Annotated in this window: 15 protein-coding genes and 1 pseudogene; 9 read left to right on the forward strand and 7 right to left on the reverse strand. The window is 49.9% G+C overall.

The genetic code is table 11. The features are described 5' to 3' along the window. Positions 1-25: 25 nt before the first annotated feature. The 4 genes from N3Z11_RS05725 to N3Z11_RS05740 form a co-directional block, all read right to left on the reverse strand. On the reverse strand, positions 26-718 hold the full coding sequence (locus N3Z11_RS05725; protein WP_260656196.1) for a YggN family protein: 693 nt from the start codon (positions 716-718) through the stop codon (positions 26-28). Between the two features lie 186 nt (positions 719-904). Then, complete coding sequence (locus tag N3Z11_RS05730; RefSeq protein WP_260656197.1) at positions 905-2581, reverse strand: DUF342 domain-containing protein; 1677 nt, start codon at positions 2579-2581, stop codon at positions 905-907. Positions 2582-2679: 98 nt separating this feature from the next. Then, positions 2680-3015, reverse strand: coding sequence for a hypothetical protein (locus N3Z11_RS05735; protein WP_260656198.1), 336 nt, complete (start codon positions 3013-3015; stop codon positions 2680-2682). Between the two features lie 63 nt (positions 3016-3078). Beyond that, positions 3079-3747, reverse strand: coding sequence for a DUF2982 domain-containing protein (locus tag N3Z11_RS05740; protein WP_260656199.1), 669 nt, complete (start codon positions 3745-3747; stop codon positions 3079-3081). A 225-nt stretch (positions 3748-3972) separates the two neighbouring features. Here N3Z11_RS05740 and N3Z11_RS05745 point away from each other — a divergent pair, with 225 nt between their 5' ends. The 8 genes and pseudogenes from N3Z11_RS05745 (at position 3973) to N3Z11_RS05780 (ending at position 13743) form a co-directional block, all read left to right on the forward strand. Beyond that, entirely contained in the window at positions 3973-5031 is a 1059-nt protein-coding gene (locus N3Z11_RS05745) for an efflux RND transporter periplasmic adaptor subunit (protein WP_260656200.1), read from the forward strand. Between the two features lie 2 nt (positions 5032-5033). Beyond that, the gene (locus N3Z11_RS05750) at positions 5034-8144 is read left to right on the forward strand and encodes an efflux RND transporter permease subunit (RefSeq protein ID WP_260656201.1); all 3111 of its coding nucleotides are present in this window, start codon (positions 5034-5036) and stop codon (positions 8142-8144) included. Between the two features lie 177 nt (positions 8145-8321). Next, positions 8322-9377: a nitrate- and nitrite sensing domain-containing protein gene (locus N3Z11_RS05755; RefSeq protein ID WP_260656202.1), complete on the forward strand. Its 1056-nt coding sequence runs from the start codon at positions 8322-8324 to the stop codon at positions 9375-9377. Between the two features lie 292 nt (positions 9378-9669). Then, positions 9670-10392 (forward strand): annotated as a pseudogene (locus tag N3Z11_RS05760) (ABC transporter ATP-binding protein); the annotation flags it as partial. Beyond that, on the forward strand, positions 10389-11378 hold the full coding sequence (locus N3Z11_RS05765) for a FecCD family ABC transporter permease (RefSeq protein ID WP_260656204.1): 990 nt from the start codon (positions 10389-10391) through the stop codon (positions 11376-11378). The pseudogene N3Z11_RS05760 and the gene N3Z11_RS05765, both read left to right, overlap by 4 nt. A 10-nt stretch (positions 11379-11388) precedes the next feature. Beyond that, positions 11389-12048, forward strand: a complete 660-nt coding sequence (cobO, locus tag N3Z11_RS05770) for a cob(I)yrinic acid a,c-diamide adenosyltransferase (RefSeq protein ID WP_260656205.1) — start codon at positions 11389-11391, stop codon at positions 12046-12048. A gap of 5 nt (positions 12049-12053) precedes the next feature. Beyond that, positions 12054-13001, forward strand: coding sequence for a cobalamin-binding protein (locus N3Z11_RS05775; protein WP_260656206.1), 948 nt, complete (start codon positions 12054-12056; stop codon positions 12999-13001). A 40-nt stretch (positions 13002-13041) separates the two neighbouring features. Continuing rightward, positions 13042-13743 (forward strand): DUF5610 domain-containing protein, encoded by a 702-nt coding sequence (locus N3Z11_RS05780; RefSeq protein ID WP_260656207.1) that lies wholly within the window; start codon positions 13042-13044, stop codon positions 13741-13743. Positions 13744-13894: 151 nt separating this feature from the next. Here N3Z11_RS05780 and N3Z11_RS05785 read toward each other — a convergent pair whose 3' ends face one another. From N3Z11_RS05785 to N3Z11_RS05795, 3 genes are all read right to left on the reverse strand, one after another. Next, positions 13895-14272, reverse strand: a complete 378-nt coding sequence (locus N3Z11_RS05785; RefSeq protein WP_260656208.1) for a PH domain-containing protein — start codon at positions 14270-14272, stop codon at positions 13895-13897. Positions 14273-14395: 123 nt separating this feature from the next. Further along, positions 14396-15118 carry an SDR family NAD(P)-dependent oxidoreductase gene (locus N3Z11_RS05790; protein WP_260656209.1) on the reverse strand — a complete coding sequence of 241 codons (723 nt, stop codon included), beginning with the start codon at positions 15116-15118 and terminating at the stop codon, positions 14396-14398. 92 nt (positions 15119-15210) lie between these two features. Next, positions 15211-16251 carry an NAD(P)/FAD-dependent oxidoreductase gene (locus N3Z11_RS05795; RefSeq protein ID WP_260656210.1) on the reverse strand — a complete coding sequence of 347 codons (1041 nt, stop codon included), beginning with the start codon at positions 16249-16251 and terminating at the stop codon, positions 15211-15213. 234 nt (positions 16252-16485) lie between these two features. On the opposite strand from N3Z11_RS05795, the gene msrA reads away from it, so the two are divergent. Beyond that, positions 16486-17022, forward strand: coding sequence for a peptide-methionine (S)-S-oxide reductase MsrA (gene msrA, locus N3Z11_RS05800; RefSeq protein WP_260656211.1), 537 nt, complete (start codon positions 16486-16488; stop codon positions 17020-17022). The last annotated feature ends 58 nt before the right edge of the window (positions 17023-17080 follow it).

Raw genomic sequence — 17080 nt, forward strand, 5'->3', positions numbered from 1 at the left:
CTGATGCCATGCTTGGCTTGTGATGTTATTTGGCTATCACTACATCATAATCTTTTAACTTGGGTACCTGCTGCTGCAGCTCAGTTTCAATCTCATCCAGTTCACGCAGACGCTGACAAAACAATACAGATTTTTCTTCCAGCTCTTCGGCTTTGGCGTCCAGACCCAGATTAATTTTGCTGATCAGCTGCTCTACACTTTGCCAGTCCTGACTTTCACTGCGCTCAAAGTTGTCATCGGTTTGCCTTAGTGCATCGCGCAATGCCCCCCAGACAGCACCCACGGTATTTTTTGCCAGCGCCGTCAGGTTATCTTTGAGTTCACCATGTAAAAATGCATCCATCTCATTCAGGCTTTGTGGCGCCAGATAAAAATGTTCACCACTTCGCACAAAACGCGACATCAGCTGATAGGTGGTTTCGCGCACCAGCGCCTGCCACTCTTCCTGTTGAGTTTCGTTGCCAACACCAATCAACATGCCTTCAATCGCCGATAAACCAAGCTCAACGCTATCAACGGCGATGGCCACCACCTGAGGCACAAACTTACGCATGCCCTGGCTGTATTGCGCAAGCAAAGCTGTGTTTTCAGGTGACAAGGTGATCCACTGACCCTGAATAAATAACTGTTGGTCCTGATTGATCTGAAACTGGGTTCTGTCGTCGGTCAGCACGCGGATTTGATCCGGTGAAATCAGAATGCCATGGCGAAATGCCATCTGACATTCACTGGCAGAAGCAACAGCGGACAAAAAAAGCAGAATAAAGCAGCAGACAAATTGCAATTGCTACCCCGGCAGCGACGAATTAAAACAACTGTTTTGCAGCATAACAAAAAGCCGGAGCAGAAGCACCGGCTGACGTCGCAGCAGACGCTGCATTGGTCTTTCAGTTCACTGACGGAGTTACAACAGTGGGTCCAGCTTCAGCGCTGCATCAACAATCTTAATTAAACTCGGCCCATGCTCTCTTTTGGTGGATAAACGCTCTGTACCAAGCAGCACCTCAACACCGGCATATAACTGTTGTTTCACCAGTATTGCAGCTTCCCCCATCAGGGTCAGTTTTTGTTGCTCCAGCCGTTTAATATCTTCAATTAAAGCAACAGCCACTGCTTTTTGCGCTTCAAATTCTTCAATAAAAGCATTGATATGCTCATTGGTGGCATCAGATTTTTCCAGCTTTTTCAGCTCATCGATGCCTTGTTTAATTTGTTCCATCTCAAGTTTGATGGCCGCCACGTTTTGGCGCAGTGCCTGCTGTTTTTCAACCACTGGGTCGATACGGCGATTCAGATCCAGCTTCAGCGAACTTTCCGAAGGCGACCCTAACACACCGGCTTTGATGCCCAAATCCAGATAAAAACTGCCACCCACCACTTTGCCGGTCAGTTTATCTTCCGGGCCAGCCACCACCATCCTGGCGGACACTTTGCAATGGTTAATTTGTTTACTGGCGTGAAAATCACCTTCGGCATTAATCTCGGCGTATTGCGCTAAGGTACAACGGATATCGCCTTTGGCTTTCACTACGGTACTGAACAGCTCTTCGTCACTGTCTTCACTACTGAGCTGGTGACCAATCACAGAGCCACCGATAGACACATCACCACCGGCCTCGATCAGCGCACCTTCCATAGTGCCTTTGATAAATACATTACCACCGGCAATGACTTTCATACTTTCGGTCACGTCACCGTTAACGATCACCGCCCCTTTAAACTGTATATGGCCGGTGGATAAATCAACTTTTTTAACGGAGTAAACTTCGTCAACCGCTGCACCAGCTTCCAGCACCCGTGGCATGCCATCGCGGCAGGCCAATAATAAGTCCGGATCAGATGGGCTGACTTCTGCGCCCTCACCCGGTTTCCATTCCAGTGGCTGACCAGGAGGTGCCAGCGTAATTTCACCACGTACGTTGATGCCGTCCACTCCTTTGGTGGGGGGTAAACGCCGCACCACAGGCTGACCAGCGACCACAGCAGGGATCACACCAAAGTCGCGTAAATCGACCCGGCTCTGGCTCAGTACCACAGGCTTATTACTGCGTGCAGCCATGCCTTCAACCAAAGGCTCAAAACGGGCGTTTAAGCCTGGCTCCATCAGCCGGCCAATGGCAATCACCTGACTGGTGACAGTGCCGGGTTCGGCTCTGCTGGCGGCGGTCACTAACTGGACTATCTGCTCTTTTTGAAAACCAAAATGAATACCATAATCCTGCGCCGCTTTGACTAAATCATTGGCAGACACGGGGTTTCCCCCCCATGCGGCAGTGACGGAGGCCGTTGCCGTCATGGCATCAGCTGAAATTTCGAGTTTGAGTTCGGCATTTTTGCGTAGCGCTATTTTGCGCTGTATACGGGAACCGTCGGGGCGTTTTTGCAGTTTAATATCAGACTGAACAGCCTGATAATCAGCCATCAGCTGATTTATTTGTTCGGTCAGCACAAAACAGCGGCTGTAACCCGCAGCATTTAATGCCTCCAGCACCTGAGCACCGGATAAAGGCAACAATGAAACAGCGATCTCCACCAGGATGGCGTCGTCATTTCGGCTAAATTGCATGCGGATAGAGTTCACAGCCAGATCACATCTATAACTTTGTTTAATGGCTACTGAAACAAATTTTCAGCATAAAGGCAAGCCCTGTACCACAACAGGGCATGACGGAGGTTATATCAGATGTAATTTTCCTGATGAACCCGGATAAATAAATCAGTGCCGGCTTTGCTGTAGTCAATTTTGTATTCTTTGTTATTCAGCGCCTGCACAAACAACAATGTTTTGTTTTCCCCAAATACATCAGAACTACCGATATCCACCAAATCCATATATCTTTCTTTGGCTTCAGCGCGGCTGGATGGCACTTCTTCGGTAAAAAGTTTTACACCTGTGCGCGATACAATCACAACAGGATCATGGTCGTCGTTGATCAGTATCAGGTCCAGCTTTTTCTGTTTGTGGATGATCGTATTGCGGCCGCTAACCAGAAAGGGTCTTTCATAATTACTCATAGGATGATTCACCATTTTGTGCCTGCTTAATGCTGGCATTATGATACAGCAGGAAAAATGTGTCTAGGTTGCTGTTTTTTTCAGATAGATCAATCGGCTTTGATTAACTGTGCGGCAAAACTCATGAGCTTCTACCGGTAACACTGTGGTCGGAATAAAAAGTTCGGCACCCAACAACATCGCCAGATGTTGCATGCGACCGGCAAACATTGCCTGCACCCCATAATAACGTGCTTTGCCGGTACTGAACTCCGTGTGATGTGCCAGCATGCTGCTGGCGCAGGTTCCGTCCGGACAATCTGAAGCCAGCGCAGCCAGCAGCAGATGGCGTTGCTCCATCAACAATTTAACGGCAAGACGAGGAGGTAACTGCTGCAAAAAACTATCATAATCAGTGACTTTAAAGCCAACATAAGCAACTTCGCCCCGGCCTGTCAGCTCGGCAACTCTGGCATATAAAAACGCCTGCCATGGCAATAACCAGCTCCCTCTGCGGTGATGGTATCTCACCCCCTGCGCACAAAGTTCTACTGCATAAAAAGGTTCAGTGCTTTTGGCATACCCCAAAAAAATACCGGCAGACAACAGCAAAAATAACAGCACCCAGCCGTTAGACGAAGTCAGTTCAGGCGCCAGCGCCAGCAATAACATCAACAACAACAGTACCAGAGCGGAAGATAACAATAAGGGAATCCCGCCCCTGGCACTTTGATCCCGAAATAAATACCGCATTTGTTTTCCTAGAGCTCAAGGTAATACCAGGTGAAGATTGTCATCAGAATAGTCCACACCAGATAAAAACGAATCATCCGGCATCGTTCACAAGGTTTATCTGCCATTATTCACTCCATCTATACGACCAACGCCTGCGCAGCTGCGATAACTTCAACATCCAGGGCGAATGTATTTCCATACAATACCCCAGATTAAATTTTACTGATATACAACGGAGTCAAAGTGCCAAAAACTCAAAACCGCCTGATTTGGATATTGTTAGCAGCGCTCTGCGGCTTTCTTGGTTATTTAGTAATTTCCGCCCAGGATCATGCCCCAACCAAAAGAGCAGGCGGCTCTCAGGATAATAATGTCCGCACCGCAAAAGTGGTGATGGCCCCCATCAGCAGAGAAGTCAAAGCGCTGGGTACTGCTCTTGCGTACGACTCGGCAAAAATTGTCAGCGCAACCAGCGATTACCTGACCCTGCTGCAAATTCGCGAAGGAACACAGGTGAAAAAAGGCGAAATTATCGCCCAGCTTAACGACACTGAAGAAAAAGCCAGAGTCAATGAACTGGCGGCATTATTAGCCGAGCAAAAGCGCCAGCTTGCCCGCTTAAAAAACTTAACTCAAACCCAGGCCAGCGCCATTTCACTGCTGGATGAACAACAGGCCAAAGTGAATGCCACTCAGGCGCAACTGGATGCAGTGCAGGCCAGATTAAGTGAAATGGTGATCCGTGCGCCTTTTGATGGGTTAATTGGTTTACGTCAGGTCAGCGAAGGGGCCTTTATCAGTGCAGGCACTGTGCTGACCACGCTGGATGACATTTCTACTATCCGCGTTGAATTTAATGTGGCAGAGCGTTATCTGGCCAATTTAACGCCTGGCCTTGCCCTTCGTATCACCAACGTGGCTTATGGCAACGAAGTGTTCAGCGGAGAAATTAAAGCGCTAGATCCAAGACTCGACCCGGTAACCCGCTCTATCAAAGTACATGGTGTGGTAGCCAACCAGGCGCTGAAACTGCGCCCTGGCATGCTGCTGAATGTGCAGGTAGAACTGGCACAAAGCCAGGTATTACAAATTCCGGAAAAAGCCATAGTACCGCTGCAAAACAAACATTATGTGTTTGTGGTAGATGCAGAAAACAAAGTTTCACAGCGCGAAGTTGAGCTGGGCGAACGTATTCCAGGCAGTGTAGAAGTGTTATCAGGATTGGCTGAAGGTGATGAAATTGTCACTGAAGGTACACAAAAACTGCGTCCTGGTGTCACTATCAGCCGCATGGAGCAATAATCATGTGGCTATCTGACGTCTCCGTAAAAAGGCCGGTATTCGCCACTGTGGTTAATCTGGTGCTGATTATCTTTGGGGTAGTTTGTTTTAGCATGCTGCCACTTCGCGAATTCCCGGACATCGATTCCCCCGTGGTCACCATCAGCACCGACTACCCTGGTGCCTCAGCTGAAATTGTTGAATCTAAAATCACCCAGCCGATTGAAGACATGATCAGCGGCGTTGAGGGTATTAAAAACATCAGTTCCAACAGCAGGGTTGGCCGCTCTAACGTCACTATTGAGTTTAATATCAACCGCGATATCGACGCCGCAGCGAACGATGTGCGCGAACGTATTTCCAGGGTGATGGACAATCTGCCGGATCAGGCCAGGCCACCGGAAGTATTTAAGGCCAACAGCGACGATGACACCATTGCCTGGTTTTTACTGAGCAGTGAAAACATGACCAACCTGGAACTCACCGACTACGCTGACCGTTTTATTACTGAGCGTTTTTCCGTGGTCGACGGTGTAGCCCGGTTGCAAATTGGTGGTGAACGTAAATACGCCATGCGGATGTGGCTCGATAAAGATGCCATGGCGTCCCGCGGTGTCACAGTACAAGACATCGAAAACGTACTGCGTAATGAAAACGTTGAACTGCCGGCCGGTAATATTAAATCTCAGGACCGCGACTTTATTGTGCGGGTGGTGCGAACTTATAAAACCCAGCAGGACTTTAACCGCCTGGTGGTGAAAAAAGGCGACAATAACTATCTGGTGCGCTTAGGTGAAGTGGCCGAAGTGGTGCTGGCTTCAGAAAACGAAGAAAGCGAATTTCGAAGCGACGGCAAAAACGTACTGGGTATCGGCATTATCAAACAATCCAAAGCTAATACGCTGGATGTAGTAAAGGCCGCCCGGGCAGAAGCCGAGCGGATCAAAGCCACACTGCCGCCAGGAACGACTATAGAGCCGGGTTACGACTCGTCGGTTTTTATCGCCGAATCTATCCGTGAGGTTTATAACACCCTTGGCATCGCATTGGTGCTGGTGGTGGTGGTGATTTTTTCTTTCCTTGGCAACCTGCGCGCCACTTTTATTCCTGCCGTCACAGTGCCTGTGGCGCTGATCAGCGCTTTTACTGTGCTTTACGCGCTGGATTTTTCCATTAACCTGCTGACTTTATTGGCGATGGTACTGGCAATTGGCCTGGTGGTGGATGACTCCATCGTGGTGCTTGAGAACATTTACCGGCGTATCGAGCAAGGTGAACACCCGCTGTTGGCGTCCTACAAAGGTGCTCGTGAGGTAGGTTTTGCGGTGGTCGCCACCACTCTGGTACTGATTTCAGTTTTTGTGCCGCTGGTGTTTATGCAGGGGGACCTCGGTAAACTCTTTACTGAATTTGCCCTGGCCGTTGCCGCAGCCGTTGCTTTTTCTGCAGTTGCAGCTTTAACCCTGACACCGATGCTCTGCAGCAAAATGCTAAAACACGACAAAAGAGAAAGTGCTTTTAGCGCATTGATCCATAAAGTGTTTAACAAAATAGAACATGGCTATCGCCGTCAGCTGCAACAGGTCACAGTGCAAAAATGGCCCACCCTGCTGTTACTGGCACTGTGTTTTGTTGCCAGTGCTTATTTAATCAAACTGATCCCACAAGAGCTGGCGCCCGCTGAAGACAGAGGCACCTTTTTTGTGATGATGAGTCCGGTGGAAGGGGCCAGTTATCAAAGCAACAGCAAAAACATGAAGCTGATTGAAGACATTCTGCTGCCCTACTATGAAAAAGGTGAATTAAACCGCCTGCTGATCCGGGTGCCTGGTTTTGGCAACACTGGGGGTATGGCCATAGTCGGCAGCGAAAACTGGCATAACGGCCAGCGCCGCACCGCCGAGCTGCTGCCGGAAATTGCCGGCAAACTAAACGCCTTGCCCGATGTGCGCGCTTTTATTAACCAACGCAGCGGTTTAAGCGGTGGCCGTGGTGGCGGTGGCCGTCCGGTGCAGTTTGTGATGCAGGGCAATACCTACGATGAACTGGCGAAATGGCGTGACATAGTGCTGAAAAAAGCCCAGCAAAACCCGAATTTACTGATGCTGGATCACGACTACAAAGAAACAGTGCCACAGGTGCTGGTGGAAATTAACAGTGAAAGGGCTGCCGATTTAGGTATTTCTGTCGGCGTCGTCGGCCGCGCGCTGGAAGCTATGTTGGGTGGACGTCGTGTTACCACTTTCCTTGACCGGGGTAAAGAATACGACGTGATTCTGGAAGGCGCTGATGATGACTTTAGTAAACCCGGCAATATTTCCAATGTCTACGTGCGTTCAAGCGGCTCGAACGAGCTTATTCCACTGGACAACCTGGTGACGCTCACAGAAGAAGCTACTTCATCGACGCTGAACAGGTACAACAGAATGCGCGCCATCACTATCTCGGCTAACCTGGCTCCGGGTTACAGTCTGGGTGAAGCCCTGACCTTCCTGGAAGAAACAGTACGCAGTGAAATTGATGGCAATGTGGGTATTGAATACAAAGGTGAATCGCTGATGTTTAAAGACAGCGGCGAATCGACCATTTTGATTTTTGCGTTGGCGCTCATCATTACCTATCTGGTGCTGGCGGCACAATTCGAAAGTTTTATTCACCCGCTGGTGATTATGCTGACAGTGCCACTTGGCCTGGCCGGTGCTTTGGGCGGTTTGTATCTGGCCGGTATGACACTGAACATTTACAGCCAGATTGGTCTGGTGATGATTATCGGACTGGTGGCGAAAAATGGCATTTTAATTGTTGAATTTGCCAATCAGCTGCGTGATTCGGGCGTTGAATTTATGCAGGCGATTGAGCAGGCGTCAGTGCAACGTTTCCGCCCTATTACCATGACCGCCTTCACCACAGTGATGAGTAGTATTCCTCTCATTATTACCTCGGGTCCAGGCTCTGAAAGCCGGATGGTGATTGGTATGGTCATTTGTGCCGGTGTTGGTTTTGCCACTTTACTGACCTTGTACGTGGTGCCTGTAGCTTATGTGGCACTGGCGCGCAATACCCGCTCGCCTGAGAGTATCAGCAACGAGCTGCAAGCACTGCAGCAGGCTTCAGACACTCAACAGTCGTCATAAAGTGCTGAGTTTGATTTGACCCAAAAACGGCAGGTTTCCCCTGCCGTTTTTTATTTTTTCAGGCAGTGTTTATTCCCGGCATTACACCGTAAAAAATACGGACACCAACCAAAGACTGGATATATTTCAGGCACAAACTATGCTTTTTTACAGGAGAACATTTTCAGGACAACAGGGATGGCTTTTATACCGCTAAACCGGGTGCATTGGCTTTATTGGCTGGCGTTATTATGGTGTTGTGTATATCTGCTGCTGACACTGAGCTGGTGGCAACAATACAAACATCAGGAACTTAAGCTACAACAAACCACAGCGTTGCTTCCCTGGGTTGAACCTGTACAGACGCTTATCCGCAACCTGCAAACCGAACGTGGCCTGAGCGCCGGCCAGGTAACACCATCGCTTCCCTATAAACCTGCACTACAAATCCAATATCTGTTAACCGATGCTGCCTGGCGTGATCTGAGAGTGGCATTAGAACAACAGACAGCACCTGCACAATCGGTACTTATTAGAGTCTTAGCGCAAAATCCGCTAACAGCACTGCGCCAACAGGTGCTTTATAACGGTTTGGAATCCACTCCGGCCGATGGGGCCGCCATCATTAAGGCGTACAGCGCAATAATCAAACCACTGCTGCAGTATGTTCAGCAGCTACAACAGGACGGAGATATGCCCTGGCAGCAACACAGCAGCGCTATCAGCCAACTGATGGAAGTGATTGAACGTTCTGGTCTGGAACGCGCCATGTTGCATATGGCCATGGCAGAGCAGGAAATGAGTGCGGCCAGGTATCAGAACTATGTGTTTGTGATGAACGAACTTCGGGATCATCAAAGCGCTTTTGAGGAGCGCAGTCCTGCGGCTGTATTACAACAGTGGCAACAATGGCAGCAACAACAGCACTATCTGCAATTGACACAAGTGCGTGAACAGGCATTGAACCAGCAATTTTCAGTAGCTCCGGCTTTGTGGTTTTCTCTATCAAGTACGAACATCAACCAGCTGTATCAGTTGCAACAGGAGCTTCAGCTCCAGCTGCAACAAGACCTGACTGATGGCCGGCAAACAAGGCTGGAAGCGATGCAGCAACTGCAGTTACATCAACAATATATGCTGCTCTTGCTGCTGCTTATCTTGTGGCGGATGCATCGGCTGAACATCATTACAGCCAAAGAGCGACCACAACCTAAATTACCGGTGAGTTTTCAGCAACAAATCGGCCAGGGCTAACACCAGAGCTTTGTTCCGGCAGTTCATCGACTTTAGGTGGTATGATACCGCCGGAATAGAACGGCAAGGTCTTGTTGTGATATGAATTTCATTGTGCTGTCCGTGCCTTGATAATGATTTTTTGTTAGACTGCCAGCCATCTTCAGCCTACTGAAAAAACCAGCCATGACAAGCTTCGCCGACTTTGCACCTGAACTGCCTCACAGCGTTTTTTGCCTGCGGACTGCTTATGCCCACTGAAACTGTGCTGGGTTGTCAGCTACTGAGTTTTTGCTGGCAAGGTGACTGGACTTTAGCGCCGCTGAGTTTTGAACTCCGCGCTGGTGAGCGGTTGGGCGTAATTGGCCCCAATGGCGCAGGTAAATCCACTTTACTAAAACTACTGGCAGGTTTATGCCAACCATCATCAGGCTCAGTGCTGCTGCAGGGTAAACCCTTAACCCAATATAGCAGAACAGAAAAAGCCAGACAGCTGGCGTTATTGTCGCAGGAAAACGAACAAGCTCAGGCCATGACGGTGGCAGAGCTGATGTTACTTGGCCTGCTGCCACATAAAAAACTCTGGCAAGCCAATAGCCAGGCCGATCTGAACCTGCTCAAGCAATGTCTGGTGCAGGTTGGTCTGAGTCACAAACAGCATCAACTCCTTAGCAGCCTGTCCGGCGGCGAATTACAGCGTGCCCAGCTTGGCCGGGTATTGATGCAGGGCGCCACACTGATTTTGCTGGACGAGCCAACCAATCATCTGGATATCCAATATCAGCATCAGTTGTTGCAACTGATAGCATCACTGCCCCTGAGCCTGATTGCCAGTTTTCATGATTTAAACCTGGCAGCAAGTTATTGCGATCGTCTGCTGCTATTACATCAGGGCAAAGTGATGGCGCTTGGCACACCACAACAGGTGCTGACTGCACCTTTGATCAGCACCGTATTCGGCCGGCCTTGCCTGGTGGATGAAAACCCATTTGACGGTAAACCACGCCTGACTTTTGCGCCCGGAGATTGTGTATGAAGAGCTTTGCATTGCCGCAGCGCTGGTTATTGTTATTTTTGCTCGCTCTGGGCAGTTTTTTGTTTTGTTTAAATACCGGCAGCGTCAGTTTGCAGTGGCAGGAACTTTGGTGGTGTTTTACCGGCGAGTGCACAGATCCAATGCAATGGCAGCTAATATGGCAGCTGCGTCTGCCGCGTTTATTGCTGGGTTTTGTCGCTGGCGCTGGCCTGGCGTTAAGTGGCGCTTTATTACAACATTTAAGCCGTAACCCACTGGCCGATCCTTATTTGTTTGGTGTGATTGCCGGCGCTGGCCTGGGGGCTACCGTCGCCAGCCTGTATTTTCCAGCGTTACTGATAGCGCTGCCACTGGCAGCTTTTGTCGGCGCCCTGCTGGCCATTGCGCTGGTACTGGTATTGGCACTGCTGGCACGCTGGCAGCAGCTTGATCATTTTATTCTGGCCGGTGTGGCTGTGAGTTTTTTATTCAGCGCTGCCACTGCGCTACTGCTGTATCAGCACGACCCTTTTGCCGCCAACAGAGTGATGTTCTGGCTGATGGGCAGTTTGTCGCGGGCCAGTTATCAGCCGCTGTGGTTTATTTTGCCCTGTCTGTTGTTGTGCCTGCTGCTCGCTGTATTATTCCGCCGCCAGCTCGACGCCATGTTATGGTCGGATCAAACGGCATTAAGTCTGGGCGTACCGGTGCAACCCCTGCGGTTGTTATTTTTACTGCTGACAGCAGCCCTGACCGCCAGTATTGTTGCTTATTGTGGTGGTATTGGTTTTGTCGGACTGATGGTGCCCCATCTGGTGCGGATGCTGCTGGGCTCGCAGGCACTGAGCCTTTTTGTTGGCAGCTGCCTTTGTGGCGGAATTTTTCTGATCTGGGTGGACGCCGGCGCCCGTACTCTGATGCCCAGTCAGGAATTGCCACTTGGGGTCATTACCTCTGCCTGCGGCAGCCTGTTTTTTTTATTGTTATTAAGCCGCAGACGCGGTTAAGAGTCCAATCATGACCGGAACTGACCACAACAATCCGCTGCAACCGTCATCTGCCGCAGACAGCGATCACGATGCTGAACAAAAAGCGCAGCGCCATCAGCAGCGCCAGCAAAAACTCAAAGAAAAAGTCGATGAGCGAATCGCCGCAGCCACCCGGGACAAAGGTTTGCTGCTGGTGATCACCGGCAATGGCAAAGGTAAATCCACAGCTGGTTTTGGCATGGTGTGCCGAACCGTTGGCCATGGTATGCGCGCTGCCGTCGCCCAGTTTATTAAAGGCAGCTGGGCCTGCGGCGAACGTGATTTGTTACAACAACATGGTGTTGCTTTTGCCGTGATGGCAACTGGTTTTACCTGGGAAACACAAAACCGCGCGCTGGATATGGCAGCAGCTCAGGCAGTATGGCAACAGGCCAAACAATATCTGCAAGACCCGGCCATTCATCTGGTGCTGCTCGATGAGCTGACTTATATGCTGACCTACGACTATATTGCGTTAGAAGAGGTGCTTGACGCCCTGACCACAAGACCGCAAGGTCAGCATGTGGTGATCACTGGCCGCGGATGTCATCGCAGCCTGATTGAACTGGCCGATACCGTTAGTGAAGTACAGTCGGTCAAACATGCTTTTGATGCCGGCATCAGAGTGCAACAAGGCGTTGATTGGTGAGGTCGATGACAAGCACTGTTGCAGCCCACCTGTTCAGACTGCCCGTACTATTGCGGGCATTCATACTAACGCTGCTGTTGATTGCAAACCCAACAACAGCCAATACAACAATAGCCGCCAATTCCACAACAGCCCCCTCTGTAACAACAAAACCCGCTTCGCAGTTACGGCTGATAGTACTGGCACCGGATCTGGTGGAGCTGTTGTATAGCCTGGGTGCCGGTAAGCAAATTATTGCTGCCAGCGAACATGCCGACTACCCCGAAGCCGCGCGCGCTTTGCCAAGAGTTGGCAATTATGCCGGTTTATCGCTGGAGAAAATTATCAGCCTGCAACCTGATCTGGTGTTGTATTGGCAAAGTGGCACACCAGCGGCCGATATTGAGCGGTTACAACAGCTGGGGTTAAAGCTTGAAAGTTTTGAAAGCAAAACACTGGATGATATAGCGCTGCATTTACTCAGGCTTGGCGAATTAACCGGCCGTCAGCAACAGGCGGCACAACTTGCCGCAGAATTTCGTGCTGAACTTCAGGCATTAACAGCAAAATACAGTCAGCAGCGTCCGCTTTCGGTATTTTACGAAATCTGGGACAACCCACTGTCAAGTATTGGCCCTTCCGCCTGGCCGGCCCAACATCTGGCCATTTGTGGCGCGCACAATGTGCTGCCTGCTGGCCCAAATCCATACCCGCAGGTCAGTGCCGAGCAGGTATTAAAGGCCAATCCCTGGTTAATTATTCAGCCGGTTTCCAACAACGAACCCCGCACTTTATTTAACTGGCAGGCATTTTCTTCACTAAAAGCAGTTGAATATCAACAATTTGCCAGGCCTAACAGCGATTTATTACACAGAGCCAGTTTAAGAACCCTCGGCGGTGTGCGTGAGCTTTGCCAATTAATTGAAAAAAGCCGGCAATTTTATGCTCAAGTTTTACCAAAGAGCGGCCGATAAGCTGGCTATAGTGTAACTAAACCCAACAAGGCGGCCCGACATGAAGATCCAACCCAATATTGCAAGCAACGCCAGTGGTAATGACGTTATTAAAAATGACAAAGCGGATAAAACCAAAGAATCGACACAGGCAGAACTGAGCCGGCCGGCGACAGGCGCAGAAATGTCGCGCGCCAACCGGCAAGAGCTGAACCAGACCATTTTGCAAAGTCAGCTTGATATCAGCTTAAAATCCGACAACAAATCTCTGGGTTTGTTGTATCGCACTGTGCTGAACGCCGTCAGTAAAAACCTGAAAAACGATGGTGAAAAACCAGCACTGCCGGAGCAGGCGGCCGACAGAGCCACCGAAGCCCGTAACAAAGATAAACCTGGTGTTGGCAATAATCCGTATGCCCAGGATCAGGACACCTCGCCACAGGCAACGGCCGATCGGATTGTGGCTTTTGCCACCAACTTTTATCAACAGTTCCGCGAACAGAACAAAGACTTAACTGAAGAAGATGCCCTGAGCCAATTTATGGAAAAAATTGGTGGTGGTATTGATCAGGGTTTTGCCGAAGCCAGAGAAGTGCTTGATGGCATGGGTCAGTTGCAGGGCAAAGTAAAAGAGGATATCGACAGCACTTATTCGCTGATCCAACAGGGTTTAACCAGCTTTAAAGAGCTGACACTGGAAAAGTCCAAAGATAACAGTACACCGGCAACGCCTGAGCCTGTTAGTAACAATCAGACGAATTGAAGAAGCACAGCTGCAACTGCGAATAAAAATGCCGCTTGATTGCGGCATTTTTATTGGTTTGCTTCAGCATCTGAGCTAAACGCTGCTATCTGCCACTGCGCTTTGCTGCCTTATAACCAGCAACAAATTGGCAAGCCGGCAAAGCACAGATTTAGCGGCAAACGTAACTGGCCAGCGCTTTTTGCACCGCCATAATATTGCCGTCTTTATTAAAAGTTTTGCTGATCGGCTGCTCTGTGCTGCTTAACCAGATTTTTAAATCCGACTCCAGATCAAAATGGCCTTTGGTTTCAGCGGCAAAACGCACCACTGAGCGGTAAGGCACCGACATATATTCTTTTTTTGAGCCGGTCAGCCCTTGTTTATCAATAAAAATCAGTCGCTTGTTGGTAAAAACTATCAGGTCGCGGATGATTTTAAAAACCTGCTCCAGTTTTTCGCCGTCAGCGAGAATACTGGTTAACTCCTGTTCCACATCGGCCACATCAATTTCGGCTGCATTGCCTAATAAACCACTGAGGATCCCCATGTTTTTTGCTCCTGCTTTTATGCGAAAAAACCAGCATAGAGACTCCACCGCTTTGCAGCAAGCTTTAGTTCGACCTGCAGCCACAGCGTAAATACTGCGGTTCATTCAGCACTGCCTGTCCGGCTAAAAAGGCAAGATTGAACCATCCCAGTGCAGCAACTTGCCATGCTGCTGTGGTGTTAGCTCTGTTGCTACCTGCCATAAACGTGCTGCAGTTTGCGCCGGACTTTGCAGCTGGGATGGAGGAATATTGCGTAAAAAAGGCGCTGACAACAAAGACTCTGTGGTGCCAGGATGCAGCGCGGCCACAAGAGCTGGCACTTTAAGCCTGACAAGTTCAATCGACAGGGTTTTAATGAGCATATTCAGCGCCGCCTTGGCACTGCGATAGCTGTACCAACCGCCTAAGCTGTTATCGCTGATACTGCCAACTTTGGCACTGAGCACCAACACCCTGCAGGGATGCTGCTGCAAATAACCAAACAAGGCCTGCAGGTGCAAAGCCGGCAGCAGATAATTCACCCACCAGCTGTGCATGGCGTCTTGTTCATCGAGCTGGCGGATGGTTTTTTCCGCTTTTAACCTGCCTTGCTGTAAAACACCATGGCAAATAAAAATGTCTGTGGGCTGAAACTGCCGGCAAAAATCGGCAAAAACAGTATTTAACCTGACTGCAGCCTCGCCCTGCTGAAGCTCGAGCACTAACCAGTCATCCACCATCACAGCTTCGGGAGCTGGCGAGCGGCTGACGCCGGCAACTAAAGCGCCCTGCTGCTTTGCATAACTCAGCAAGCCCTGCCCTATGCTGCTATTGGCACCAAGCACTAATAAACGTCTTTGTTGCATCTGTTGTTATTCCTGCCTGCTGATTTTCTTGCTAAGGGGCTGCTGTAGGCGGTGTTGTGTTAACTTCTATTCTCTGTGTTGAACCTGTTGGTTCAGGTGTTGTGCGCCCTGCCAAGCAGTTTGGATGCAGCCTCTACACCGGATAACCAGGCGTTTTCCACCCGACCGCCCAGGGTCCAGTCACCACAAAGCGCCAACTGCATTTTTTTGTCAAATAACACACCGCAGGGTGGAATATCGCTGTTGTAACTGGCATACAACCAGCGATGACAAAGCGCAGCCGCTACCTGCACTTGTGTCCCCAGCACCCGGCTTAGTTCAGCAGCGGCCAGCGCACTGATTTGCTCCGGCATGGTCTCAAGCTCCCGGGCACTGCAATCTTCGGATAAATGCACCAGCCACTGCTCAGGCGCAGGCGCCTGTACTGTCTCCTGCTGTAATCTGGCACTTTGCCGCCCTGGTTTAGCTGATTGTTGGGCAATCCAGCGCGTATTGCCATCCTGCACAAAAATACCTTGTGCCTGCTGATGGGTGGGATTGGCCAACTCAAGTAATACCGCCCAGCAGGGCAACAAAGCACGCTTCGGAATTTGCAGTGACAAAGGTGCCCCTTCCAGCAGCTGGAAGGCTTGCTCCGGCGGACAGGTCAGCAACAGCGCATCAAAACCACCAAAACATTCACCTTGTTCAGAGCACAGCTGCCACTGACCTGAACTTTGGCTACTGACATTGCTGCAGATATAACTCAACTCGTTTATTTTGCAGCCGGTGTAAAGTGTGGCGCCTTCAAACTCCCCCGACAACATCTGATGCATGGTGGAAGTGCCGATATAACGGATTTCATCATCGGGTGAAGGGCTTAACCGGCCCTGCTGGTATTGATAAGGCACAAAATCCCAGCGCTGCACTAAACCTTGCGCCTGCCATTGTTGCACCTGTGCCAAAAATGCCTCGCTGCGGGCGGTAAAATACTGAGCGCCAAAGTCAAAACTGCCGGCCAAAGCCCTTTTGCTGCTGATGCGCCCGCCCGGACCCCGCGCTTTTTCAAACACTGTGACTGAAGCACCTTGTGCTGTCAGCGCTTTACAAGCGGCTGCCGCGCTGACACCGGCTCCGATAATCGCAATTTTCACGCCTTGCTCCTGGTTGGCAATTTAAGGCTTATGCCTGTGGTTCTGTTCTGAACTGTATTTAAAGTGACTGCGTATCACTCCTGTGTCTTTGATTGTATCGGCATCGGCTTGCACTACATCTGACTTGCCAAAGCACTGGCCAGGGCAAACACGGCTGTTGGTGATAGCAGATAATCTGATTAGACTACGGCAAAATAAAAACTGCAGATCAAATCTTTCAGCGCAGGAAAAAACATGACAACACAAACCATCACCCTCGCCGCCGGTTGTTTCTGGTGTGTTGAAGCGGCTTTTAACATGCTTAAAGGCGTGCAGCAAGCCACCAGTGGTTATATGGGCGGCCATAGCGTCAGCCCCAGTTATCGGGATATTTGCAGCGGCGACACCGGTCATGCTGAAGTGGTACAGCTGGAATTTGATGCTGATGTGATTTCGCTGCAGACAATATTCGAGGTGTTTTTTTTCCTGCACGACCCCACCAGCCTGAATCGTCAGGGCAATGATGTTGGCACTCAGTACCGCTCGGCGATTTTTTATGCCGATGACATTCAGCTTGAAATGGCCAAAGCAGCCATTAACAGGCTTGAACAACAAGGTGTTTATCAACAACCTATAGTCACGACACTGGAGAAGCTTGCAACTTTTTATCCGGCAGAAACTTACCATCAGGGTTATGCGCTGGCCAATCCACAGCAACCCTATTGCCAGTTTTTGGTATTGCCTAAACTGGCGAAATTCCGCCAGCAATATACTACGTTGTTAAAAACCTAAGCAGCGATCAGAACCCGCGAAAGCTGTGTTGTTGCTGCAGACAAAAAAGCCGGCACCT

It is taken from the genome of Rheinheimera sp. 4Y26, assembly GCF_025245835.1.
In the GTDB taxonomy this organism is placed as follows: domain Bacteria; phylum Pseudomonadota; class Gammaproteobacteria; order Enterobacterales; family Alteromonadaceae; genus Pararheinheimera.

Excerpts from the sequence above, each read along its gene's own strand:
- N3Z11_RS05725 (WP_260656196.1), bottom strand. The coding sequence starts at position 718 with ATGGCATTTCGCCATGGCATTCTGATTTCACCGGATCAAATCCGCGTG.
- N3Z11_RS05735 (WP_260656198.1), bottom strand. The coding sequence starts at position 3,015 with ATGAGTAATTATGAAAGACCCTTTCTGGTTAGCGGCCGCAATACGATC.
- N3Z11_RS05740 (WP_260656199.1), bottom strand. The coding sequence starts at position 3,747 with ATGCGGTATTTATTTCGGGATCAAAGTGCCAGGGGCGGGATTCCCTTA.
- N3Z11_RS05750 (WP_260656201.1), top strand. The coding sequence starts at position 5,034 with ATGTGGCTATCTGACGTCTCCGTAAAAAGGCCGGTATTCGCCACTGTG.
- N3Z11_RS05755 (WP_260656202.1), top strand. The coding sequence starts at position 8,322 with ATGGCTTTTATACCGCTAAACCGGGTGCATTGGCTTTATTGGCTGGCG.
- N3Z11_RS05765 (WP_260656204.1), top strand. The coding sequence starts at position 10,389 with ATGAAGAGCTTTGCATTGCCGCAGCGCTGGTTATTGTTATTTTTGCTC.
- cobO (WP_260656205.1), top strand. The coding sequence starts at position 11,389 with ATGACCGGAACTGACCACAACAATCCGCTGCAACCGTCATCTGCCGCA.
- N3Z11_RS05775 (WP_260656206.1), top strand. The coding sequence starts at position 12,054 with ATGACAAGCACTGTTGCAGCCCACCTGTTCAGACTGCCCGTACTATTG.
- N3Z11_RS05780 (WP_260656207.1), top strand. The coding sequence starts at position 13,042 with ATGAAGATCCAACCCAATATTGCAAGCAACGCCAGTGGTAATGACGTT.
- N3Z11_RS05785 (WP_260656208.1), bottom strand. The coding sequence starts at position 14,272 with ATGGGGATCCTCAGTGGTTTATTAGGCAATGCAGCCGAAATTGATGTG.
- N3Z11_RS05790 (WP_260656209.1), bottom strand. The coding sequence starts at position 15,118 with ATGCAACAAAGACGTTTATTAGTGCTTGGTGCCAATAGCAGCATAGGG.
- msrA (WP_260656211.1), top strand. The coding sequence starts at position 16,486 with ATGACAACACAAACCATCACCCTCGCCGCCGGTTGTTTCTGGTGTGTT.